16 protein-coding genes and 1 pseudogene are annotated in these 20,404 nt (G+C 57.3%); 3 read left to right on the top strand and 14 right to left on the bottom strand.

The window, feature by feature from the left end:
- Window positions 1-165: 165 nt before the first annotated feature.
- The gene (locus tag BM063_RS08005) at window positions 166-1,572 is read right to left on the bottom strand and encodes a SpoVR family protein (RefSeq protein ID WP_092037712.1); all 1,407 of its coding nucleotides are present in this window, start codon (window positions 1,570-1,572) and stop codon (window positions 166-168) included.
- A gap of 172 nt (window positions 1,573-1,744) precedes the next feature.
- Here BM063_RS08005 and BM063_RS08000 point away from each other — a divergent pair, with 172 nt between their 5' ends.
- The 3 genes from BM063_RS08000 to BM063_RS07990 all read left to right on the top strand — a co-directional run bounded on the left by BM063_RS08000 (window position 1,745) and on the right by BM063_RS07990 (window position 5,133).
- Complete coding sequence (locus tag BM063_RS08000) at window positions 1,745-2,947, top strand: MFS transporter (RefSeq protein WP_092037710.1); 1,203 nt, start codon at window positions 1,745-1,747, stop codon at window positions 2,945-2,947.
- Between the two features lie 131 nt (window positions 2,948-3,078).
- On the top strand, window positions 3,079-3,348 hold the full coding sequence (locus BM063_RS07995; protein WP_092037708.1) for an acylphosphatase: 270 nt from the start codon (window positions 3,079-3,081) through the stop codon (window positions 3,346-3,348).
- 285 nt (window positions 3,349-3,633) lie between these two features.
- Complete coding sequence (locus tag BM063_RS07990) at window positions 3,634-5,133, top strand: N-acetylmuramoyl-L-alanine amidase (RefSeq protein WP_092037706.1); 1,500 nt, start codon at window positions 3,634-3,636, stop codon at window positions 5,131-5,133.
- Window positions 5,134-5,380: 247 nt separating this feature from the next.
- Here BM063_RS07990 and BM063_RS07985 read toward each other — a convergent pair.
- The 13 genes and pseudogenes from BM063_RS07985 to BM063_RS07920 all read right to left on the bottom strand — a co-directional run bounded on the left by BM063_RS07985 (window position 5,381) and on the right by BM063_RS07920 (window position 20,145).
- Window positions 5,381-6,210: pseudogene (locus BM063_RS07985) on the bottom strand (AAC(3) family N-acetyltransferase).
- An 82-nt stretch (window positions 6,211-6,292) separates the two neighbouring features.
- Complete coding sequence (locus BM063_RS07980; RefSeq protein WP_092037704.1) at window positions 6,293-6,625, bottom strand: hypothetical protein; 333 nt, start codon at window positions 6,623-6,625, stop codon at window positions 6,293-6,295.
- Window positions 6,626-7,086: 461 nt separating this feature from the next.
- Window positions 7,087-7,977 (bottom strand): TIGR01777 family oxidoreductase, encoded by an 891-nt coding sequence (locus BM063_RS07975; RefSeq protein ID WP_092037702.1) that lies wholly within the window; start codon window positions 7,975-7,977, stop codon window positions 7,087-7,089.
- Between the two features lie 429 nt (window positions 7,978-8,406).
- A complete protein-coding gene (locus BM063_RS07965; RefSeq protein WP_092037698.1) occupies window positions 8,407-9,186 on the bottom strand; it encodes an APH(3') family aminoglycoside O-phosphotransferase in 780 nt (259 codons plus the stop codon).
- Window positions 9,187-9,272: 86 nt separating this feature from the next.
- Window positions 9,273-9,899, bottom strand: coding sequence for an ABC-2 transporter permease (locus BM063_RS07960; protein WP_092037696.1), 627 nt, complete (start codon window positions 9,897-9,899; stop codon window positions 9,273-9,275).
- Window positions 9,896-10,780 (bottom strand): ABC transporter ATP-binding protein, encoded by an 885-nt coding sequence (locus tag BM063_RS07955; RefSeq protein ID WP_092037694.1) that lies wholly within the window; start codon window positions 10,778-10,780, stop codon window positions 9,896-9,898. The genes BM063_RS07960 and BM063_RS07955 overlap by 4 nt, the downstream gene beginning before the upstream one ends.
- An 18-nt stretch (window positions 10,781-10,798) precedes the next feature.
- Window positions 10,799-11,173 (bottom strand): GntR family transcriptional regulator, encoded by a 375-nt coding sequence (locus BM063_RS07950; protein WP_092037692.1) that lies wholly within the window; start codon window positions 11,171-11,173, stop codon window positions 10,799-10,801.
- A 222-nt stretch (window positions 11,174-11,395) separates the two neighbouring features.
- Window positions 11,396-12,076, bottom strand: a complete 681-nt coding sequence (locus BM063_RS07945; RefSeq protein ID WP_092037689.1) for a 3-oxoacid CoA-transferase subunit B — start codon at window positions 12,074-12,076, stop codon at window positions 11,396-11,398.
- A gap of 5 nt (window positions 12,077-12,081) precedes the next feature.
- The gene (locus BM063_RS07940; protein WP_092037686.1) at window positions 12,082-12,726 is read right to left on the bottom strand and encodes a CoA transferase subunit A; all 645 of its coding nucleotides are present in this window, start codon (window positions 12,724-12,726) and stop codon (window positions 12,082-12,084) included.
- A 298-nt stretch (window positions 12,727-13,024) separates the two neighbouring features.
- The gene (locus BM063_RS07935) at window positions 13,025-13,831 is read right to left on the bottom strand and encodes an ABC transporter permease (protein WP_245752170.1); all 807 of its coding nucleotides are present in this window, start codon (window positions 13,829-13,831) and stop codon (window positions 13,025-13,027) included.
- The gene (locus BM063_RS07930; protein WP_092037680.1) at window positions 13,812-14,633 is read right to left on the bottom strand and encodes an ABC transporter permease; all 822 of its coding nucleotides are present in this window, start codon (window positions 14,631-14,633) and stop codon (window positions 13,812-13,814) included. Before BM063_RS07930 ends, BM063_RS07935 begins: the two co-directional genes overlap by 20 nt.
- 4 nt (window positions 14,634-14,637) lie before the next feature.
- Window positions 14,638-15,621 carry an ABC transporter ATP-binding protein gene (locus BM063_RS07925; RefSeq protein WP_092037807.1) on the bottom strand — a complete coding sequence of 328 codons (984 nt, stop codon included), beginning with the start codon at window positions 15,619-15,621 and terminating at the stop codon, window positions 14,638-14,640.
- 336 nt (window positions 15,622-15,957) lie between these two features.
- Entirely contained in the window at window positions 15,958-20,145 is a 4,188-nt protein-coding gene (locus BM063_RS07920) for a GH92 family glycosyl hydrolase (protein ID WP_092037676.1), read from the bottom strand.
- Between the last annotated feature and the right edge of the window lie 259 nt (window positions 20,146-20,404).

Genomic DNA, 20,404 nt, shown 5'->3' with positions numbered 1-20,404 from the left:
TCACGTTAAATGGTAACATAGATAACAGTTGATATATTATGTAATTATAACCAGTTTACATTATTTTCTGTAAAATCAGCCTATAGACGATTCGCTCCCCCTTCCCCCGTCCAAAACAAAAAAGGCGGGGGACTTCCCCCGCCCGACCGCGTCCGCGCGGTCCCGTCAAAGGAACCGTCGGGTGCATTTTTTCCCATTGTAACTGAAGACGACCGGACGATCCTCGACGACCGTCTCCAGGTGGACCGGCCTTCCCCACAACGCATAGACGTGGGGCAGGGTTTTCTCCAGGTATTTCAGGTCCAACTCGATCCCCTCGTACCGGTGTTCCAGGTACAGCTCCCCGTTCCGGAGATGATCCCCGTCCTTGACGACAATATAGGGATGACCGCCGTTCACCCGGCTGGCGACCAGCTGGTCCCGGACGCGCCGCCAATCCTTGTCCGTGACGGTCCACGCGTCGCCCGTCCGCTCAAACACATACAGATCCAGTTCCTCCACCAAATCCTTGGTCAAGTAATTGCGCAGGAAGGAAATGTCGGACTCCAATTCCCGCACTTCAAAAATCTTTTCCCTTCCCTTTCCGGGAAGGCGCCCGTACTTCTCCCGCTCCTCCTTCGTGGGATGATCCCAGCGCCGCTCGATGTCCTCAAAGATCTTCAGTCCCAAATAGTAGGGGTTGATGGAGGTGGCGGAGGGCTGGATCACGGCGGCGTTCAACTTGGCAAATTCGATCGTTTCCTCCTCCGTCAGATCCATCTCCCGGAGAATCCGGATGTGCCAATAGGACGCCCATCCCTCGTTCATGATCTTGGTCTCCAGCTGAGGCCAGAAATAGAGCATCTCATTGCGCAGGATGGACAAAATGTCCTGTTGCCAGTCCTCCAAAATCCGGCTGTGCTGCATGATAAAGAGGAGCAGATCCTTTTCCGGCGTTTCCGGAAAACGCTTCCGCGCCGGCTTTTCCTCCTCTTTTTTCTCCGGCTCAACGTCCAGACTCCACAAATCGTCGTAGGGCGTTTTCATCCGCCTTCCCGGCTGCTCCCTCTTTTGCTCCGCCTTCCGCCGGGGTTTGATCAGACTGGGGTCGATATGCTCCTGGATCGACAGGGCGTGGTCGAGAAACTCCTCGACCCGTTCCTTTCCGTACTTCATTTCGTAAAAGCGGATGCGTTCGGCGCTGGCCGCCATGGTTTCCACCATGTCCCGGGAAGTGTTGGAAAAGCGGACATTGTTCTTGAAGAAATCGGAATGGGCGAGGACATGGGCAACCACCAGCTTGTTTTGAATCAGGCTGTTTCCCTTGAGCAAAAAGGCGTAGCAGGGATTGGAATTGATGACCAGTTCATAGATCTTGTTGAGCCCCAGATCGTATTCCATTTTCATGCGGTGAAACGCCTTGCCGAAACTCCAGTGGGAAAAGCGGGTCGGCATGCCGTATGCCCCGAAGGTGTAGATGATGTCCGCCGGACAGATCTCGAAGCGCATCGGAAAAAAATCGAGCTGAAACTTCCGGGCGATCCCGGTGATCTCCTCGATGGCCTTCTCCAACTGCCGGATCTCCTCGGTCATGACCTATCCTCTCCTTCCCGTCGGAGAACCATCCATCACGGTTTGTACCTCCTCCCTGTTATCCTATGACGGGGCGTCGGCTCCGAACACCGACAGGTTCCGGGAGCGCGTTTGCAAAAATTCGTCCCCCATCGTTATAATGGGATGCAAAAACACGGGGAGAAACCGAAGGATGAGCCGACTCACCGAAGGAACGCCCGCTTTCCGTCGGGCCAACGGAGCGTTGTTTGCCGGAGGATTTGTCACCTTTTCCATCCTGTACGCCGTGCAACCGCTGATTCCCGTATTTGCACAGGATTTTGCCATTTCGCCCGCGATGGGAAGTTTGGCTTTGTCGGTGACCACGGCCTCCCTGGCCCTTTCCATGTTGTTTTTGGGCTCCCTCTCCGACAGCCGGGGGCGGAAACCGATCATGGTCGCCTCTCTTCTCCTTTCTTCCCTGCTGGCGATGGCGACCGCCTGGAGCCCCAACTTTTCCTTCCTCCTGTTGTTCCGCCTGATGGAGGGAATCCTCCTTGCGGGATTGCCCGCGGTGGCGATGGCCTATCTGGGGGAAGAAATCGACCCTTCCAGCCTCGGAATGGCGATGGGACTGTATATCAGCGGCAACTCAATCGGGGGATTGGCCGGGCGCGTGCTGAGCGGCACCCTGACGGACCTCTTTTCCTGGCGGCTGGCCTTGGCCGCCATCGGCGGGATCAACCTTCTCCTCAGCCTCTGGTTCTGGCGCGCCTTGCCCCCGTCCAACCACTTTCAACCCCGCCGGCCCGACGCCAGGGAGCTGCTGATGTCGATGGGACGCCATCTGAAAAATCCGTCGCTCCTGCGGCTCTTTTTCGTCTCCTTTGTCCTGATGGGAAGTTTTGTGACCCTGTTCAACTATATCGGATTCCACCTCCTCGCCCCGCCCTATTCCCTCAGCCACTCCCTCATCGGCTGGCTTTTCCTGGTTTACCTCACCGGGTCCTTCAGCTCGGCCTGGATGGGGAGGGAAGCCGATCGACGCGGCCGAAAAAAAGTGCTCTGGACGGGACTTGCGGTGATGCTGGCCGGGGCGGCACTGACCCTGCTTCCGCCCCTCTGGTGCAAAGTGACGGGGCTCGCCCTGTTCACCTTCGGATTTTTCGGTTCCCACTCCGTCGCCAGCGGATGGGTGGGCAGCACGGCCCAAACCGCAAAGGCGCAGGCCGCGTCCCTGTATCTTTTCTTTTATTACACCGGTTCCAGCGTGTTCGGCACCTTGGGCGGGTGGTTTTGGAGCTGCTTCGGATGGTTCGGGGTCACAGGTTTGATCCTGACTTTGATCCTGCTCGCCTTTCCCCTCACCCGGCCCCTGTCGGACGAAAAGGCGGCGGTGAACGCGAAAGTCTCATAGTGAAAAAACGCTTCCCGACAGCCGGCAAAGGCGTCGAAGTGTAGGTTTCGGGCCTTTGTGGAAATAGTTTTTACGGAACCCTCACTGCGTTCAAACTGCGCTCCTCATTGCCCAGGAAAGGATGAAGACAAATGGTTCGAAAGCGGATCGTCGTGCACGGAAGGGTCCAGGGTGTTGGTTTTCGCTACCACGTGTATCAACAGGCGCTTCGCCTCGGCATTCACGGGTGGGTGAAAAATCTTCCCGACGGCACCGTGGAGATTGACGCGGAGGGTCCGGCCTCCCGGATGGAACCGTTCGTGGAAGCGGTCAAAAAAGGAAGTCCGGCTTCAAAAGTCACCCATCTGGACATTCGCGACGCGGAGCCTGCCGGTTTTCAACAGTTTGAGATCCGTTACTAGGGAAAAGGAAAACCCCGCAAAGCCGCCCCGCCGTTTCCGGGCAAGGCAAAAAAAGCCGGTCTGCTTCTTCTATCCCCGTCTGCAGACATTTCCCCTCCATCGACAGAAAAATGGATCACTTTCCCCACGCCCCGCTTTCCCCTGAAATTCTCCCCCGCTTTTTTATCCGCGAATAATCTTCATATTTATCTCACAATATATATTTTTTGTTATTGTCTATAAAAATAAAATTGTAATATAATTGTAGCAGAGGAAGTCATTTCACAAAACAAGGGGGAAGCCGTCGTGAGAAAAAAGTGGGGAATCCCGATCCTTCTGTTCAGTCTGCTCTTTTTCACCCTGAGCCCTGCGGTCGGGATCGCGTCCGATCGATATCGGCCGGGAAGTCTGTATCAAACCTTCCAACAGGCCGCCGATGAATTTGAAGTTCCCGTCGAAATTTTGCTGGCGGTCAGTTATGTGGAGACCCGTTGGCAAGACCACAAGGGGAAACCCAGCCAGCTCAACGGCTACGGATTGATGCACCTGGCCGACAATCCCTCCAACCAATCCTTGAAAGAGGCCAGCCGGCTTTTGGGCATTCCCGAATCCACCCTGAAGAAAAACATCAAACAAAACATTCGGGGAGGCGCCGCCGTCCTGGCGAAACGGGCGAAGAAACACAACGGCGGGACAAGTCCGAACAACCTGGCCGACTGGTATGTGCCCGTCGCGGAATACAGCGGACTGTCCTCGGAAATCGCCGCCAAATGGTACGCGGATGAAGTGTTCAAGGTGATCAATCAAGGGGCGCAACGGGTGATTGACGGAGAGGACCTTTTCATTCCGCCGACGCCCGTTACCCCCCACAAGGGCAAGTATGAAGATGCCGAAAAATCCATGGAAAAACAGGCGACACCGGATTATCCCGGCGCCCGATGGGTTCCCGCTTCAAGCTCCAATTATACGGTGGCCAACCGTGAAAGCGACGGCAATTCCATCGACTACGTCATCATCCACACCACCCAGGGATCCTACAGCGGCACCATCAGCTGGTTCCAAAATCCCTCCTCCAAGGTCAGCGCCCACTATGTGATCCGCTCCAGCGACGGAGAGATCACGCAGATGGTGCAAAATAAAGATATTGCATGGCACGCGGGGAACTGGAACTACAATGTTCACAGCATCGGAATCGAACACGAAGGCTATGTCAGCGATCCGGCCTGGTACACGGACGCCATGTACCGCGCTTCCGCCAATCTGACCCGCTGGTTGTGCGACCGATACGGCATTCCCAAAAACCGGAACCACATTATCGGACACAATGAAGTGCCCGGAGCCACCCACACCGACCCGGGACCCCACTGGGATTGGAATTACTACATGTCTTTGGTCAATCAGTCCGAGGAATTCGTCTTTGACAACACGGGGCCCCATCTGGCCAGCGACGCGTGGGGGACAAGCTCCTGGAACTCCCAGAAGTACGGAAGCAACTATCGTTTTGCCGAACCGCTTCTGGCCAGCGATCCCTTCTGGTATCAAATCACCGTCCCTTCCTCCGGAAGTTATGATATTTACGGCTGGTGGCCGGCCAACAGCGGTTACAACTCCAGAACGCCCGTCGTCATCAAAACCACGTCCGGATATCAAACGGTCTATGTCAACCAGCAACTCAACGGCGGAAAATGGAATTACCTGGGCCGTTTCAACCTGTCACAGGGCACCGATTATTTCATCGGCGTATCCCGATGGACCTCCACCCCCGGTTATGTCGTGGCGGATGCCTTCAAACTGATCAAACGATGAGATCGTCCGGATCCTGCGAAAAAACCGGCGCACAGCGCCGGTTTTTTGATGGGCCCTCTCTATCCCCGGGCACGAAGTCCTTGGCCTCGGACCTTCGCCGCCGATGCGGCGCGCCGAACGGAAGCGGAACAGGGTAAGCCGCGTCCCGCTTCCTTTTGATCCGGCACCGCCGGATCTGTTTCGGGCTTCGGCCGACCCTCAAGGGCACCATCTTCGCCGGGTTCCGCCCGGCCCGTTTTTCCCCCGTTTAATCCCCGATCATCGCCGCGGGATCGGCTTCGCGCCGCCGAAACCACTCCAGGGCAAAATCCACCGCCGCCCGCTGGGGGAACAGACGCACCTCTCCTAATCCGATCCGGGAAACCCGGACCTTACCCGTCCTTTCAAAATCCGCGCCCAACTCTTCGAACCGCTCCGTCATCAGCTGAATATCCCGGTACGTCACCCAGCGGCGCTCCCCCTCCACCAAAAGGGGGGCTCCTTCCAGGTGGACGGGACGGGTTCCCAGCCGATGTTCCGCCAGGTGAAAAGAGGTGTTGTTGTCAAATCCGACGCCGATCAACAAAACCCAACCCGCCCGCTCATAAATCCGCGCCAGCGGGGACCGCTCTCCCAGGGGGAAATCGAGGGAATGGCCTTCAATGACGGCGTCGGCATCCCTTCCCCAGGCGGCGAAGGAAAAACTGGGATGACGGCTCCGCTTCACTTTCGGCATGGTCCGAAACACTTCGACGATCTTTCCCATGTTCCAAGTCGGAGTGTATTGCGGATCGTAGGCCGGCATCGCCTCCCGTATCACCGGCCACCAGGTCTCCGGCACCGGCGGATTGTCCCACCGGGACGGATCGGAATAATCCGGGGAAAAGGCGGGCATCACAAGAGTTCCTTCCTCGGTGACCACCTTCATCAGTGCCTGCACCACCGCCACCGGCCGCCGCACACAAACCCCAGAGAGCTGAGGGATGAGTGGACGATCACCGTCATCCCCTCCTTCAGGCCCAGCCGTCGGAATTCCGCCGCCAAGCTGTCCACGGTGTGGGGGTGTTTCATGTTTAGGAAGGATTTTGCCTGATCCATTGGATTCATCCTTTCGTCGTCTGTGGAATCATTCCGCTTCCATTGCATCCTTTGCGTCCCTTCTCCGCGACCGGGCTGCGAGTTATGAAAAATGGATGTTGATCATGTAAACGCCTCTCTTCATCCCGGTGCAACCTTCGGCGGTGACCGAAGCCAACAGTTCATCCGCCGGATCGCCAAACCGCAGCCATGTGTCGGAAATGGACGACATAAACTGATTCAACTTTTCGCCATTCCATTCCTTTTTCAAATGCAATTCCGCTTCGACAACAAAAATCCCCTTCATTTTCCAATAGGGTTTGACATCAATGATGTTCTCGTTTTCCACATACTCCTTCATCCCAGCCAATGCATCCCGATAGATGTCCAGCGCGGCTTCCCCGTCGTCACACGCCGCAAAGAGCCTGACAAACATTTTTTCTCTCCCGATTTTTCGTTGATTCAAAAAAATCCGAGACGCGGGCCGGCACCGCCCCCGCCGGCGTGAAGCGCACGCCAAGCCCGCAAATAAAGAAACGGTGACGGCTCATCCCGTCGGAAAAAACCTCTTGCCGAATCGGACTTTGCATCCATTCACCCGAAGATCGCCGTCCTCGCCAGGCTGCCAGCCGCGATCAAAGCGGAAACGATGTCCGCTCCGGTCCATGCGGCAAAGAATCCGGGGCCCTTCAAACCGGGGTGTTTCCGTTATCAAACGGGGGACCCCCCCGTCTGTCCGTTTCATGGCTTACCCGATCTATTCCTTAAGCCCGTCACCGGTGAAGATGCTTCTCCGCCACTTTTCCCCTTTCGCCGGCGGGACGACCGGTTCACCGCTTCATTCATACGACGGCGGAAATCCCTTGCCGCCTTAAAACCATCCTCATCTCTGCCGCTTCATCCCAGCATCTCCCGAAGGGCCTTCTCCAGATCGGGATACCGGAACGAATAGCCCACCTCCAGCAATTTTTTCGGAATGGCCCGGTTGCCCCAAAGCAGCAGTTCCTCCCCCATCTCTCCAAACATCAGCTTCACAGCGAAGGCCGGCACGGGAAAGGCGACGGGACGCCGAAGCGCCCCTCCGAGGGCCCGGATGAATTCGGCATTGGACACCGGATTGGGAGAGACGACGTTGACCGGACCCGCCACCTCATCCCGCTCGATCAGAAAACGGACGACATGGGGAATCTCCTCCAACGCCACCCAGCTCATCCACTGTCTCCCGTGACCGAGGCGGCCGCCCAGGCCCAGTTTGTAGGCCGGGAGCATTCGCTTCAGGGCTCCTCCCCGGGGACTGAGCACCATGCCGAAGCGCATGTTCACAACCCGTATGCCCGCTTCTTTCGCCGGAACCGTCGCTTTCTCCCATTCCTTGATCACACCGGACAAAAAGCCGGAACCGGCGGAGTCCTTCTCATCCACCTCCCGGCCGCCTTCGCGGGTCGTGCCGATCCCCGAGGCGCAAAGAAACACCCCGGGGGGCCGCTTCAAAGCGGCCAGGGTCTCTGCGATCAGCCGGGTCCCCCTGGTTCGGCTGAGGAGAATCTCCTCTTTCCGCCTCTTTGTCCACCGGCCGTTGATGCTCTTCCCCGCCAGATGGATGAGGACATCCGCGCCCTCCAGCGCCTCGGCGTCGATTTCCCCCGTCTCCGGCTGCCAATAGGCGGTTCCCGGTTCCCCCCGGCCGGATTTCCGGACAAGCCGGAGAACCTGACGCCCTTCTTCCTGAAAAAACTCCGCCAGCCGCGTCCCCACCAGCCCCGTCGAACCCGTGATGACGATGCGCATCTTTACCCTCCCGAATCGCCGACCTTTTCTTTCATTTTACATCCCTTTCCCGCCCGGGAAAAAGAGAAAGCGGCTCAACCGCCGCCGGCATTCAGAGTCACTCGGCTTTCCATTTTGTGCCCAAATCTTCGCCATCCGGATCCGCCGGGAGCGTCGCACAACTTCGGAGATGTGGAGAAGGCGCAGGCAGCAGGAGCTGAAGCTGTTTCTCTTCCTGTGAAAGAAGCCGCAAATAACGGACCGGGACCATGCGAAGAAACCGGAGCGCAGCGACCGACCCGACGGGGATTGCGAGTCCACCCGGAAAACATCATTGCGGGCGAAAGCCGCCAGACGGCCAAGCACGGTCCTCCAAATCGGGGATCACGTCCGTCATTTCCATCATTTCCCCGGACAAAGCAGGCTCCTTTCGAACCGTCACTTACGGATTCAGAAAAACTCATCCATCAGCTGAAAAAACTTCACTTTCTTAAAGTCCACCCTCTTTAACCCGTAAAATCCGAAGAAATACGGAACATACCCTTCGCCGAGATTGTGCGTAATGCTCCTGGCGGCGATGCCCAGATCCCGGTAGCGGTCCGCCACACCGCCTCGCCCCCAATCGATGAAGCCGCCGATCCCGGAGTCGGACAGGATCACGTTGGGAAGGCAATAATCGCCGTGCGTAAACACCAGGTCGTCGCGGGCGGGCCGGCTTCGGACCAGCTCTTCGTAAAGCTCCTCCGCCCGCTTACCCTTTCGGCATTCATCAAAATCCTCCTCATCCACCAACCCCGCCCCGATCCTCTCCGCCGCCAGTCGGATGAGCGCGCCGGTCGGATATACAAAGGGGCACGAGTCGATCGGCAGCGAATGAATCCGCCTCAAACCTTCCGCCAACCGGCACACCACCTTCTTCTTGTCCCACCCCGTCTCCATCGCCGCAAACCCGGGCACTTCCGTGATCAACAAATATTCTTTCGAGCGGTCTTGGTGATAGCACACCGCTTCGGGCACGGGAAGTCTTCCCTTCAGCCAATTCAGCACTTCGCTTTCGCGCCTTAACGTTTCCGCGGCCGCCTCTTTTCCGATCCTTTTCACCTTCAAATAGAAGTTCCGCGCTCCGGAAGTCAGGCGGTATACCTCGTCGCCAGACTTCCCGACCTCATTTTTTTCCCAATTCATGCCGCGGACAAGCAGTCCGATCTCTCCGGGCAATGATTCCATCATGGGGAAAGCCTCCCGGCAAAAAACGCATTTTTCCAGGGCGTCTCATAAAGAACGCACCGTGCGGAGAAGCGTCTGGGCATCGCGGTTCAAAAATCCTTCCGCCGGTAGAGACAGGACGACAGGAGCAGGGAGAGAAAAAGCATGATCCCTGTAAAGGCGAGCAAAACGGCGACCCAGAAAAGGGAGGGGTACGACTCAAACACCTCCAGGAGGCCCCAGAAGTTGTTCTTGACCCCCATATTGTACAACATCGGCGCAACACCGAAGGTGACGATAAAGGTGACAAACAGGCCGATCTTGACGAAGTTGGGTCCCAGCCAATAATACAGCGGGTAAAAAACCGCCGTGAAACCGCAGATCCCCACAAAGGCGATCAGCAGATCCCAAAAATCCCTTTCGGACGGGAGCGCAAAAAATACATCCACCATCTTCGCCGCACCGATCAAAAGGGCGCCCACGAGAAGAGTAAAGAGGTATTTGGCCCAAACCACCGCGCTGCGGTTGACGGGAAGGCTGTTTACAAAGATGTGGCTGTTGTTTTTGTCTTCCGACGTAGTCAGTTGAAACGGGATGATTAAAGCCACGATCGAGACCATCGGCAACAGCGCGTGGATCTTTATAAACCCGGTTAATAAGAGAAGAATTGTAAACAAAAGAAAATACATCAAAAAGAAGCGCAGGACAAGATAATCTTTATACAGCAAACTTTTCACCGGACATCCCCCCGCGCGCTTCGGGCATCTCCTTTGATGGTGTAAACCATGATCTCCTCCAGCGAAGGGGCTTCATACAAAACCTTGTCCCGGAACGCCGCCCGGGCCCCCTCCGGGTCATCCGTCAGCCCCTCAAAGCCGTAGGGGGTCTCCCGCAGGCCCAGAAACAGCTTCCGCTTATCCGCATCCAAAAGCTCCGTCCCTCCCTTGACCACCTGGAAGCGATCCGGTATTTCCTCCTTGGTCAGGCTGAAGCACAGGCGGCCGTCGTGGATGAAGGTGATGTAATCGGCGATCTGTTCCAGATCCGACGTGATGTGGGTGGAGAAAAAGATCGTTTTCTCCCCGTCCTGAATCAGTTCCGCCATCAGCTCCAGGATTTCATGGCGAACCACCGGATCGAGACCGGAGGTGGGCTCATCCATGATGATCAGTTCGGCATGGTGGGAAAGGGCCAGGGCGATGGCCAGTTTCATTTTCATTCCCCTGGACAGATGCTTGATCTTTTTTCGGGGCGGTAGGGAAAACCGGTTCAAGTACCCCTGAAACGCCTCCTCATCCCACCGCCGGTAAAAGGAGGAGGTGATCCGCTTGATCTGGTCGACGGTCAAATCATCATATAAGTGGTTATCCGCATACACAAAGCCGATGCGCTCCTTGATCTCCCTTTCGTTCGCCCGGTGATCGAGGCCGAACAGTTGGATGCGGCCTGCATCCGGGCGGATCAGGTTCATCATCAGTTTGATCGTCGTCGTTTTCCCCGCTCCGTTCGCCCCGATAAAACCGTGAATGTATCCCTTCCGGAGGGTGAGCGACAGGGGGCCGAGCCGAAAGCCCGGGTATGCTTTGCTCACTTGGTCCAGGACGGCGACTTCTTCCATGAATACTCCTCCTCCCCGTCATCGCTCCTCATACAAAAGGGTCAGCATCTCCTTCAGCTCCTCGAGGGAGATATCCAGCGCTTTGCTTTCCGACACGATCTCGGCCAACCGCTCTTCGATCCACTTCAGCCGGCTCTCCCGGAGAAAGGCGCGGTTTTGCCCCGCCACAAAGGATCCCTTGCCCACCACCGAGGTGATCAGGCCCTCCTTTTCCAGCTCATCGTAGGCCCGCTTGGTGGTGATCACGCTGATGCGCAGGTCCCTGGCCAGCTGGCGGATCGAGGGAAGGGGATCCCCCTCCTTCAATTCTCCCCGGAGGATGCTTTCTTTGATCTGCCGCTGGATCTGTTCATAAATCGGCTCCTTGCTGGTGTTGGACAGAACGATCTTCATGGCCCGTCCTTCTTCGGTCAAGTGATAATATTGAACTAAGTGTTCATATACAATATATACATTATAAACCCTTCTGTCAACCGCGGGAAACAAAAAAGCCGGGGCAATTCACTTGCCCGGCTGAATAAAGATCGTATCCAAAGCCGTTTCAATGCACCCGGCCCGCCTCATGGGACCGCCAGACGAAAAAGCCCTGTTCATCGCACAGGCGGTCCGCCTTTTTCACTCCAACCCTTCCCACCGGTTCACCACTTTGAGATGCGGATGGATTTCGTATTCGGCAGGGGTGATCGACTTCAGGTCCTCCAGCGTCAGGTGATCCCCGATCTCGACGAGGATCATTTTTCCCTTTTCAAAGCGGAATACCGCGTGTTCCGTCACCAACACGTCCACTTCCTCCCGGGCCGTCAGGGGATACGTGCATTCCGGGAGAATCTTCGGCTGTCCGTCTTTGGTCTGATGGGTCGTGGCCACGATCACCCGCTTGGCCCCCACCACCAGATCCATCGCCCCGCCGACGCCGAGGATCGGTTTTCCCGGGATGGCCCAGCTGGCCAGATCCCCTTTCTGGCTGACCTGCAGGGCTCCGATGACCGTGGCGTCCAAGTGTCCTCCCCGCATGATGGCAAAGGAAAGGCCGCTGTCAAAGTAGGAGGCGCCGGGAAGTTCCGAGATCGGCTGACGGCTGGCGTTGATCAGCTGCGGATCGGCCCGGTCCGGCGGCGGGGTCGGCCCCACTTCCAGCATGCCGTTTTCCGTGTGGAAGTGAACGGTCACCCCCGGTGGGATGTAATCGCTTACCAGCGTGGGGATCCCGATGCCCAGGTTGACCACATCCCCGTCCCTCAGCTCCCGTGCCGCTCTTTTGGCGATAATGTGCCGTATTCGTTCCTTTCGGTTCATTGGCCTCACTCCGTCACCAGAATATCAACAAAGACATGGGGGGTGACAATCGCCTCCGGATCCAGACTGCCCGCGGGAACGATCTCATCCACTTCCGCGATGACCCAATCAGAGGCCATCGCCATCAGCGGATTGAAATTGCGGGCCGTTTTGTAATACACCAGGTTCCCCAATTCGTCCGCCTTGTGGGCCCGGATCAGGGAGACATCCCCCCTGAGCGCCCGCTCCAGCACATACGGCCTGCCGTCGAAATAACGGATTTCCTTCCCCTTGGCCAGATCGGTTCCGGCCGCCGTCGGCGTGTAGAAAGCGGGAATGCCACTGCCGCCGGCCCGGATGGCCTCGCAGAAGGTCCCCTGGGGAAGCAGCTCCACTTCGATTTTTCCGGCATAATAGGCCTCCACCACGTCCGGATTGGTGGTGAAATAGGTTCCAATCGCTTTTTTCACCATGCCCGCCCGGACCAACTTCCCCAAAGACTGCCGCTCGATGTTGTCGGAAATCACCGTCAATTCCCGGACCCCCGCCTTCTCCAACGCATCGATGAGGCGCAGGGGAGCCCCGGACAAGCCGAATCCGCCCACCATCACGGTGGAACCCGGTTTGATGAGACGAATCGCTTCCTCGGCCGTTTTTCGAATGGCTGGCACCTTTCCCCTCTCCTTCCTTTCGGGCAGCCGATTCCTTGCTTCTTTGTTGATATGTTCACATTTATATTTTGGCTATCTCCCAATCTACAATACATTATAAGGAGAGGTCGTCGGTTTAAATGTGATAAATTTCACATATTGACGCCGTTCACAGAATCATCTTTTGCCCATTTTTTGACCGCGGATCGGCCCGCAGGAGCATGAAAAAATCCGGGAGCGCCGCGGCGCCCCGGATTTGTCATCAGATCCGGCAAACGGTTTTCCTCCGGCTTCTCCGGCGGCCTTTCCCGCCCCCCTTTCACATCCTCAAACCGATCATGTTGCCGGACTCATATCGGCGCAACCCCTTGCGGAACAGCCACACCGACGCAAGAAGGAAAAACATGGCCACTCCGGCCGCCCACAAGGCGGCCGACCAGCTGAAATCGCGGATGAAGGTCACCGGCATCGAACTGATCAGCCCCGCCGGCAGAACGGTAAACAGCAGGATCCGCGGAACTCCGCTGAAAATGTCGATGGGATAGGTGGTAAAGGTGAGCAGGGCGATCTGCACCTGCTGAGCGATCCCCTCGGCGTTGCCGATGACAAAGGCCAAACACTGCACCAAAATCATCACACCCAAAACGATGATGCCGCCCAGAAGCTGCACCGCCAGAAACTTCACCAGATCCAGCCATCCCTCTCCGATCGCGGCGAACAAGATCCAGGCGAACAGGATGTCCCCCCAGGCGGAAAAGCTCATCCGGCTGACCAGAAGGTGAAGGAGCACGGGTTTGGGCATCGTCAGATAAAGGTCCAGGTGCCCGTTGGCGATCATGTGAGCCAGGCGGAAAACGTTGCCGAAAAAGGCGCTCACCCATCCCACCGCTCCGGCGGCGATGGCCCACAACCAGAGGATATCCTCCATGGTCCAGCCCTTCACCACCGGAAACCGGCTGAAATAGAGCCACCAGAACACGATCCAGACGCTGTTGTTAAGCAGCATCGACACCGCCTGGGTCAGAAAGCTGGCGCGAAATTCCATCGCCCCCTGCCAGTTCGCCCGCCAATAGGCCCACAGGAAGCGGAACATCACCCATCCCTTTTTAACCGCCGTTGAGATCAAGATTCCGCACCCCCCGCCGGTAGATGACCCCCATCAACCCGAGGGAGAAGAGCGCCCATCCGATCTGCTTCAGCCACAGGCTCCACCACAAGCCGCCCGGTTCCGTCACCATCATCTTGGCGGGCAGGTAGATTACCGCCTGAAAGGGAAGAACGTGGGCCAACCGCTCCACCGATTCCGGAAAAATCTCCAGGGGAAGCATCATCCCGCCCAGGGTCATCAGCAGGCGGGTGTAAATGAGATGAAAGCCCTGCACCTCTTCAAACCAGAAGGCGAAAAGGGCGATGCACATCGTGAAGCTGAAATGGATGAGGAGGGACACGGGCAGAAAGAGGAGAAACCGCCCCAACTGCCCGGGCCCCATCTCCGGCGGGCCGAACAGGAGAAACACCAGGGCGCCGCCGATGGCGAGATTGATGAAAAGGCGCAGGATGAATTCGGCGAGATAAGCGCTGAAGTGGGCGGCCACGTAGCTGAAGGGACGGATCAAGGTGACGGCCACCTGGCCGCTTTTCACCTCCTGTTCCACCCTCTCCACCAGCGGAGGGTAAGCCATCATTATGGACTCGGTCACCGTAAGGTACCACATCATCATGGGAAGGGAAAAGCCGGCGATCCGGTCCTTGCCTGTCACCTCATAGGTGACTCCCCACAATTGGGTGAAGATAAACAGAACGACGATCAAAAACAGGGTCCGGATCAGAAAGTCCTGGATGTAAGCGAAATGGTTTTTCAGATGGATCCGAAACAGCCCGGCATATTTTTTCCCCTTGCGCAGGAAGGCCCGCATCTCCCATTGCAACGCTTCACCCCCCTTTTGTCTCGTAAAGCGTCGTGATCACATCCTCCATCGACGGATCCTCCACGTTGATGTCCAGGATCGGATACCGCTCGAGCAGGCGACCGATCACCGCCTCCACCGACGTTTTCAAAATATCCACCTTCAACTTCAGCCCCGTTCCCTTTCGCTTCAGCACCTCCGTCCCCGGAAGGGCGAAGGCGTCCGGTTCCGCCCCCGGTTTCAGATGGACGATCTTGTATTTCAAGACATCCCGCTTCAATTGGTGCACCGGAACGTCCATCACCACTTTTCCGTGATTGATGATGATCGCCCGGTCGCACAACTCTTCCACATCCCCGGTGTCATGGGAGGTGAGAAAAACCGTCACCCCCTCTTCCCGGTTGAAGAGGCGGATCATCTCCCGGATTTTTTGCTTCACCACCACGTCCATCCCGATCGTCGGCTCATCCAGAAACAGAATCTCCGGTCGGTGCAGGAGCGCCACCGCCATCTCGCATCGCATCCGCTCTCCCAGGGAGAGCTTGCGGACCGGCGTGTGCAGATAGGGCCCCAGTCCGAACAACTCCACCAGTTCGTCGCGCCGCACCCGGAAGGATTTCGCCGGCAGTTCATAAATGTCGGCCATCAGGGCGAAGGTGTCGGCGGGAGGAAGATGATACCAGAGCTGCGACTTCTGGCCGAAGACCGTCCCGATGCGGAAGGCCAGGCGGACCCTTTCCCTTTGCGGCACCATCCCGAGCACCTCCAACCGGCCGGAGGTGGGATGCAGGATTCCCGTGAGCATCTTGATCGTCGTCGACTTGCCCGCCCCGTTGGGCCCCAGAAAGGCCACCGTCTCCCCCTTTTCGACCCGGAAGCTGATGCCGCGAACCGCTTCCTTCTCGACCGCGTCGGGTTTTACCAGCGATTGAAGACTGCCCCAAAACCCCGGCGCCTTCCGCTTCACCAAAAAGGTTTTCGTCAGATTCTCCGCCCGGATCACCGTCATGGACACATCCCCCCTTGAAACCATTTGGAAAACGCGCTTCACCCCCCGAGATCCTCTGCTTCGCGGATGAAACGCATCCCCTCCCCCGCGCGTCCGCGCCTTCGCTTCATCTCTTTATCGGACTAAAACAAAAAGCCCTTCGCCGGTTCCCATTGGGAACCTGCCGCGAAAGGCTTTTATCCTTACGGTGTGACGCGATCCGCGCCTGGTGTCGCTCGGACCGGACCCGTCCGCACGGAGGACGGCGGAACCCTAGACACCCTCCCCAATTTGTAACGATGATTATACCTGGCGGTGAACAGATTGGCAAGGGGGGAACCATGTAAGCCTCGATGATTATCTCCTCAGGGCGATGATCAAGGCATGGGCCTCCGCAGCCAGCTTCTTTCGCGCGCGGTCCGTCGCGCGGCCCTTCATCCCCTGATTGTTCAGGTGCTTGAGAAAATCCTCCATGTGCTTGACGGCCTGTTCGGTGCGCCCCTTTTGCTCTTGACGGCCGGCCTGCTCCAGACTGCAGGACAACTGCTTAACGAGCGGCTCCTTCAGCTCCCCGGATTGCTTGTAATCCCGGATCAGCTGGTCGACCGCTCCGAAAAAGCGATTCACATCGTCATATCCGAGCAATTCCACTTCGGCCAGCGTCGTGGAACCCGCTCCGTTGTTTTCGTTGATTTCCAGCATGTAGTAGGAATATTTGCCGGGATGTTTCACCTCAAAGGCCCGGGTTTGGCGGCGCCACTTAAAGGATTCCCCGCTTCTTTCATCCAGCACGGTCCAGTTTCGTCCGTCCCTGGAGCCTTTCAGCACCCAGCTTTTCGGATCTTCCGCCGGAGACCCGTCTCCGGATGTCAAGGTGTACATCCTCACCTTCTCCGGACCTTCCGCAAATCGCCAATTCAACCGGGGAGAAGCGGTATCAAAGGTGACCCGGGTATCCGAGGAATTGTCGAACAACTCTCTGGCATCACCGCCTCCTTCCGAGCGATCCGTCAAATCCCTCATCGGGCGGGGCAACAGGGATGACCCGTCGGTGGCAGGATCGGTGATAGACGGCGGAAGGGCCTCCTCCCCGGTCCCCCATTTGGAGGGTTTGGGGCCCATTTCGAAATCCAGCGTGGCTCCCCGGATGAGGTCGAAATGGGAAAGGGTGGTTTTGTTGTACTCGACGCCGTTCAGCTTGACCCTTTGGATGTACTTGTTCCTGTCGCTGACCTTCGGGGCATTGATGACGATCTTGTTGCCGTTTTCCAGGTGGATGGTCATTTTCTTGAAGTAAGGGGCGCCGATCACATATTCCGGCGTTCCCAGCCGCAGCGGATAAAAACCGGCCGCACTGAAGATGTACCAGGCGGACATTTCCCCGTTATCCTCATCGCCGGGGTATCCCTGGCCGATTTCGCCGCCGGTGTAAAGCCGGGACAGGACCTCCCGCACCTTCTCCTGGGTTTTCCAGGGCTGGCCGGCATAATTGTACATGTAAAGAATGTGATGGGAGGGCTGATTGCTGTGGGCGTACATGCCCATTCGGACGTCCCTCGCTTCCCTCATCTCGTGGATGACCCCGCCGTAATGCCCCTTGAACTTCGGCAGGGCCGTCTCCGGTGTGCGGAAGAACTCATCCAGCTTGGCGGCCAACGCCTTCCTTCCCCCGTAAAGATTGGCCAATCCCTGGCCGTCCTGCGGGGCGTGAAAGGCCATGTTCCAAGCATTGGTCTCCGTATAATCCCCTCCCCATTCGCGGGGATCGAAGTTTTCGGGTGAGACGCGCCACGCGCCCGAAGGCGTCCGGCCCATGAAAAACTTCACATCCGGGTTGAACATGTGCACATAGTTTTGGGCCCGGTTCAAAAAGTACAGGTAATCTTCCTTGTAACGGGAACGATCGGGATCGTCCCCACCCCGCTCATACAGGGCCTTGGCCAGATTGGCGATGCCGAAGTCGTTGATATAACCGTCCATCGCCCAGGACATGCCCTCCGGCGTGGAGGTGTCGGTGTATCCCTTGAAAATGGAGGTGACCAAGCCCTTTCTCCCGGTTCCCGGGTCGGAGCTGACCGCCGCGGCATTTTTCACCGCCGACTGGTAGAAGCTTTTCACATCGAAGTTCGTCACCCCTTTGATGTACGCATCGGCGAAGGCGATATCCGAGCTGGTCCCCACCATCAGGTCCGCATATCCCGGGGAAGACCAGCGGGCGATCCAGCCGCCGTCCCTGTAATGCTGGACAAAGCCGTCGATCATCTCCCCCGCTTTGGTGGGCGTCAGCAGGACATAGGCGGGCCATGCCGTCCGGTAGGTATCCCAGAAGCCATTGTTCACATAGACTTTTCCTTCCACAATTTTGGCTCCCGTCTTTGTGGGCGTATTCTCCCCGACCAGCGGCGAAAAGGGGCTGGCATACTTGTAAACGGGCTTGTCCGCGGTGCCGACATTTTCGTACGCGGAGTTGGGATACAGGAACAGGCGGTACAGATTGGAGTACAGCGTCACCAGATCCTCTTCGGACGCACCTTCCACCTCGATGATCTTCAGCTTGTCATCCCACAGTTTCTGGGCCCGTTCCCTGACGGTTTCCAAGGTGTCCGCGGGGGAGATTTCCTGTTTCAGGTTTTTCTTGGCCTGCGCCACGCTGATGAGGGAGGTGGCGATCCGCATCGTTACCGTCCGGTCGCCCTGGCCGGTGTCGAACCGGTAATAGGCCATCACATCATCCCGGCCGTGGCCGGAAATCCGGCCGCTCTCGAGGACCGGTTTGTCGAATTCCGCGTAAAAGAACATTCGCGTGGCACCCGTGGACAATCCGCTTTTTACATCGGAGTAGCCCGTGATCACACGTTTCTCCGGATCCAGCCGGATGCCGCCGTTATTGTTCACATTGTCGAAGATGAGGGTGGATCGGTCCCCCTTGAACGTGAACCGGAACAGGGCAGCGTGATCGGTGGGAGCGATCTCCGTCCGTATGCCGTTTTCGAAGATCACGCTGTAGTAATGGGCCTTCGCGATTTCATTCTCCCGTTTGAAGGGCAGGGCCCGGTCACTTCGGTCGGCCTTTGGAACCCCTTCGGCGGAATCCGACGGCATCACCTGAAAGGTCTGGCGGTCGCCCATCCAGGGACTGGGCTCGTGGCTGAGCGAAAAGGCCTGAATCTCCGGGAGATTGTCCTCGTTGTTCTGCTCATGGTACCGATACAGCCAGCTGGTCGATCCCGCATCGGTCACCGGCGTCCAGAAGTTGAAACCGTGGGGAACGGCGACGGCCGGGAAGGTATTTCCCCGGGAGAAGGTGCCGTTGGAATGGGTTCCCCGCAGGGTGTTCACATAATCGGAGGGCCTGGAATAAGTTTGCTTTTTCGGCTTCCCCTCGATTCGGATATCGTCGATGTGCCCTTGGAACACGGCCGGCCCCTTCGGATTGTCATAGGCCACCAGGATCCGCTTGATCCTTTTTCCGGCAGCCACTTTGCCGATGTGAGCCTTTTTGAAGTTCCATTGATGCGGGTAAAGCGTCTTTGACTCGCCCTGATCCCGCGGGTTCAGCTTCACCCCGTGCTGATCCACGGCCCCCAGTTCGCTCAAATAGGTTCCGTCCGAAAAGGCAAGATCGACGGAGGCATAGGTGCTGGCATACTCCAGGTGATCCTTGTCCGTAAATTCCGGGAAGATGTAATAGGACAACCGGGTGTCGGGCGTAACCAGAATGTCCACTTCGTAAATCTTGTTGTAGGAGTAGGCCCTGCCTTCAGCTGTATGGGTGCCGTAGTAGGTCAGGGCGCGGAGGCCGGTCCAGCCGGCGTTCCGCTTGGCGGTGTAAGCCTTGGACGGGCCCGATGCGATATGGGATTTCATATCGGAAGGCGGGGGCGGCGGCACTTCGATGCCGTTGGAAAGCTGCAGCTCCGCCAGCTGCGTGATATTGGCGCCGGCGTTCCGCGTAATCTCCAGGCGATAATAGGAATACTTGTTGTTATTCTCGAATTCGTACACTTTGGTCTGGAAGCGTTCGTCGAAGCGCTCTCCCTCTCTCCGGTCCAACACGGTCCAGTTTTCCCCGTCCTCGGAACCGGAAAGGGTCCAGTCCCGGGGATCCCGCTCCGGATAGTCGTTGGCCGAAGTCAGCGCATATTTCACCACCGCTTCCGGTTCGGAAAGCCGGAGCTCGATCCAGGCCGTGGGTTCAAAGGCGAGCCATTTGGTGGTCACATCGCCGTCGATCAGCTGCTGATCCGTTTCATGGGGCGGGTTGTTGGCACTGGCCTTGATCTCTTTCACCTTTTCGGTGATATCCCCCGGGATGCGATCTTCGGGGACGATGTGGCCGTCAACTCCCTTCGCCCTTTTGTTGCCCTTCGAATCGGTTTCAACCGTATCTTCCCAGGTCAAATCATCCTCCTCGAAGGAAGAAAAAAAGTCGGTCTTTATCTCCCGGGCTGACGCCGCCGGGGGAGGGAGAACAAAGGACATTTGCAACAGAAAGACAACCATCACCAATACGCTGAGAGCCTTCCTCGCGCCCACTCTCTTCATCGCCGCACCTCCGGGGACAAGGGTTGTCAAAAGGGATCCGACGCTTGTCCAGTTGGATAATGTTTTAATAAAAAATACCAAATTTTTAATTATTTGTAAATATCGACCGCACGTTGTCCGCCTCCGGTTGGCCGCTCGCCCGCCCGGCAGCTGCAGCCCCCACTGCGGTGCCTCTGCAAATTTCACCGGCAAAAAATGAACGCAGCAAAAGGAGTTCCGCCCCATGACGGGGAAAATGGAGAAGAAAGAGTTTGCTCGT

This window comes from Planifilum fulgidum (assembly GCF_900113175.1).
Lineage (GTDB): Bacteria > Bacillota > Bacilli > Thermoactinomycetales > DSM-44946 > Planifilum > Planifilum fulgidum.
The sequence above is the reverse complement of the archived record's forward strand: the minus strand, read 5'-3'. Positions and strand labels throughout refer to the sequence as shown.

Coding starts and splice junctions, on each gene's coding strand:
- BM063_RS07925 (WP_092037807.1), bottom strand. CDS start 15,621: ATGACGGTGATCCGGGCGGAGAATCTGACGAAAACCTTTTTGGTGAAG.
- BM063_RS07920 (WP_092037676.1), bottom strand. CDS start 20,145: ATGAAGAGAGTGGGCGCGAGGAAGGCTCTCAGCGTATTGGTGATGGTT.
- BM063_RS08005 (WP_092037712.1), bottom strand. CDS start 1,572: ATGACCGAGGAGATCCGGCAGTTGGAGAAGGCCATCGAGGAGATCACC.
- BM063_RS07965 (WP_092037698.1), bottom strand. CDS start 9,186: ATGATGGAATCATTGCCCGGAGAGATCGGACTGCTTGTCCGCGGCATG.
- BM063_RS07975 (WP_092037702.1), bottom strand. CDS start 7,977: ATGCGCATCGTCATCACGGGTTCGACGGGGCTGGTGGGGACGCGGCTG.
- BM063_RS07945 (WP_092037689.1), bottom strand. CDS start 12,076: ATGAACCGAAAGGAACGAATACGGCACATTATCGCCAAAAGAGCGGCA.
- BM063_RS08000 (WP_092037710.1), top strand. CDS start 1,745: ATGAGCCGACTCACCGAAGGAACGCCCGCTTTCCGTCGGGCCAACGGA.
- BM063_RS07980 (WP_092037704.1), bottom strand. CDS start 6,625: ATGTTTGTCAGGCTCTTTGCGGCGTGTGACGACGGGGAAGCCGCGCTG.
- BM063_RS07995 (WP_092037708.1), top strand. CDS start 3,079: ATGGTTCGAAAGCGGATCGTCGTGCACGGAAGGGTCCAGGGTGTTGGT.
- BM063_RS07950 (WP_092037692.1), bottom strand. CDS start 11,173: ATGAAGATCGTTCTGTCCAACACCAGCAAGGAGCCGATTTATGAACAG.
- BM063_RS07955 (WP_092037694.1), bottom strand. CDS start 10,780: ATGGAAGAAGTCGCCGTCCTGGACCAAGTGAGCAAAGCATACCCGGGC.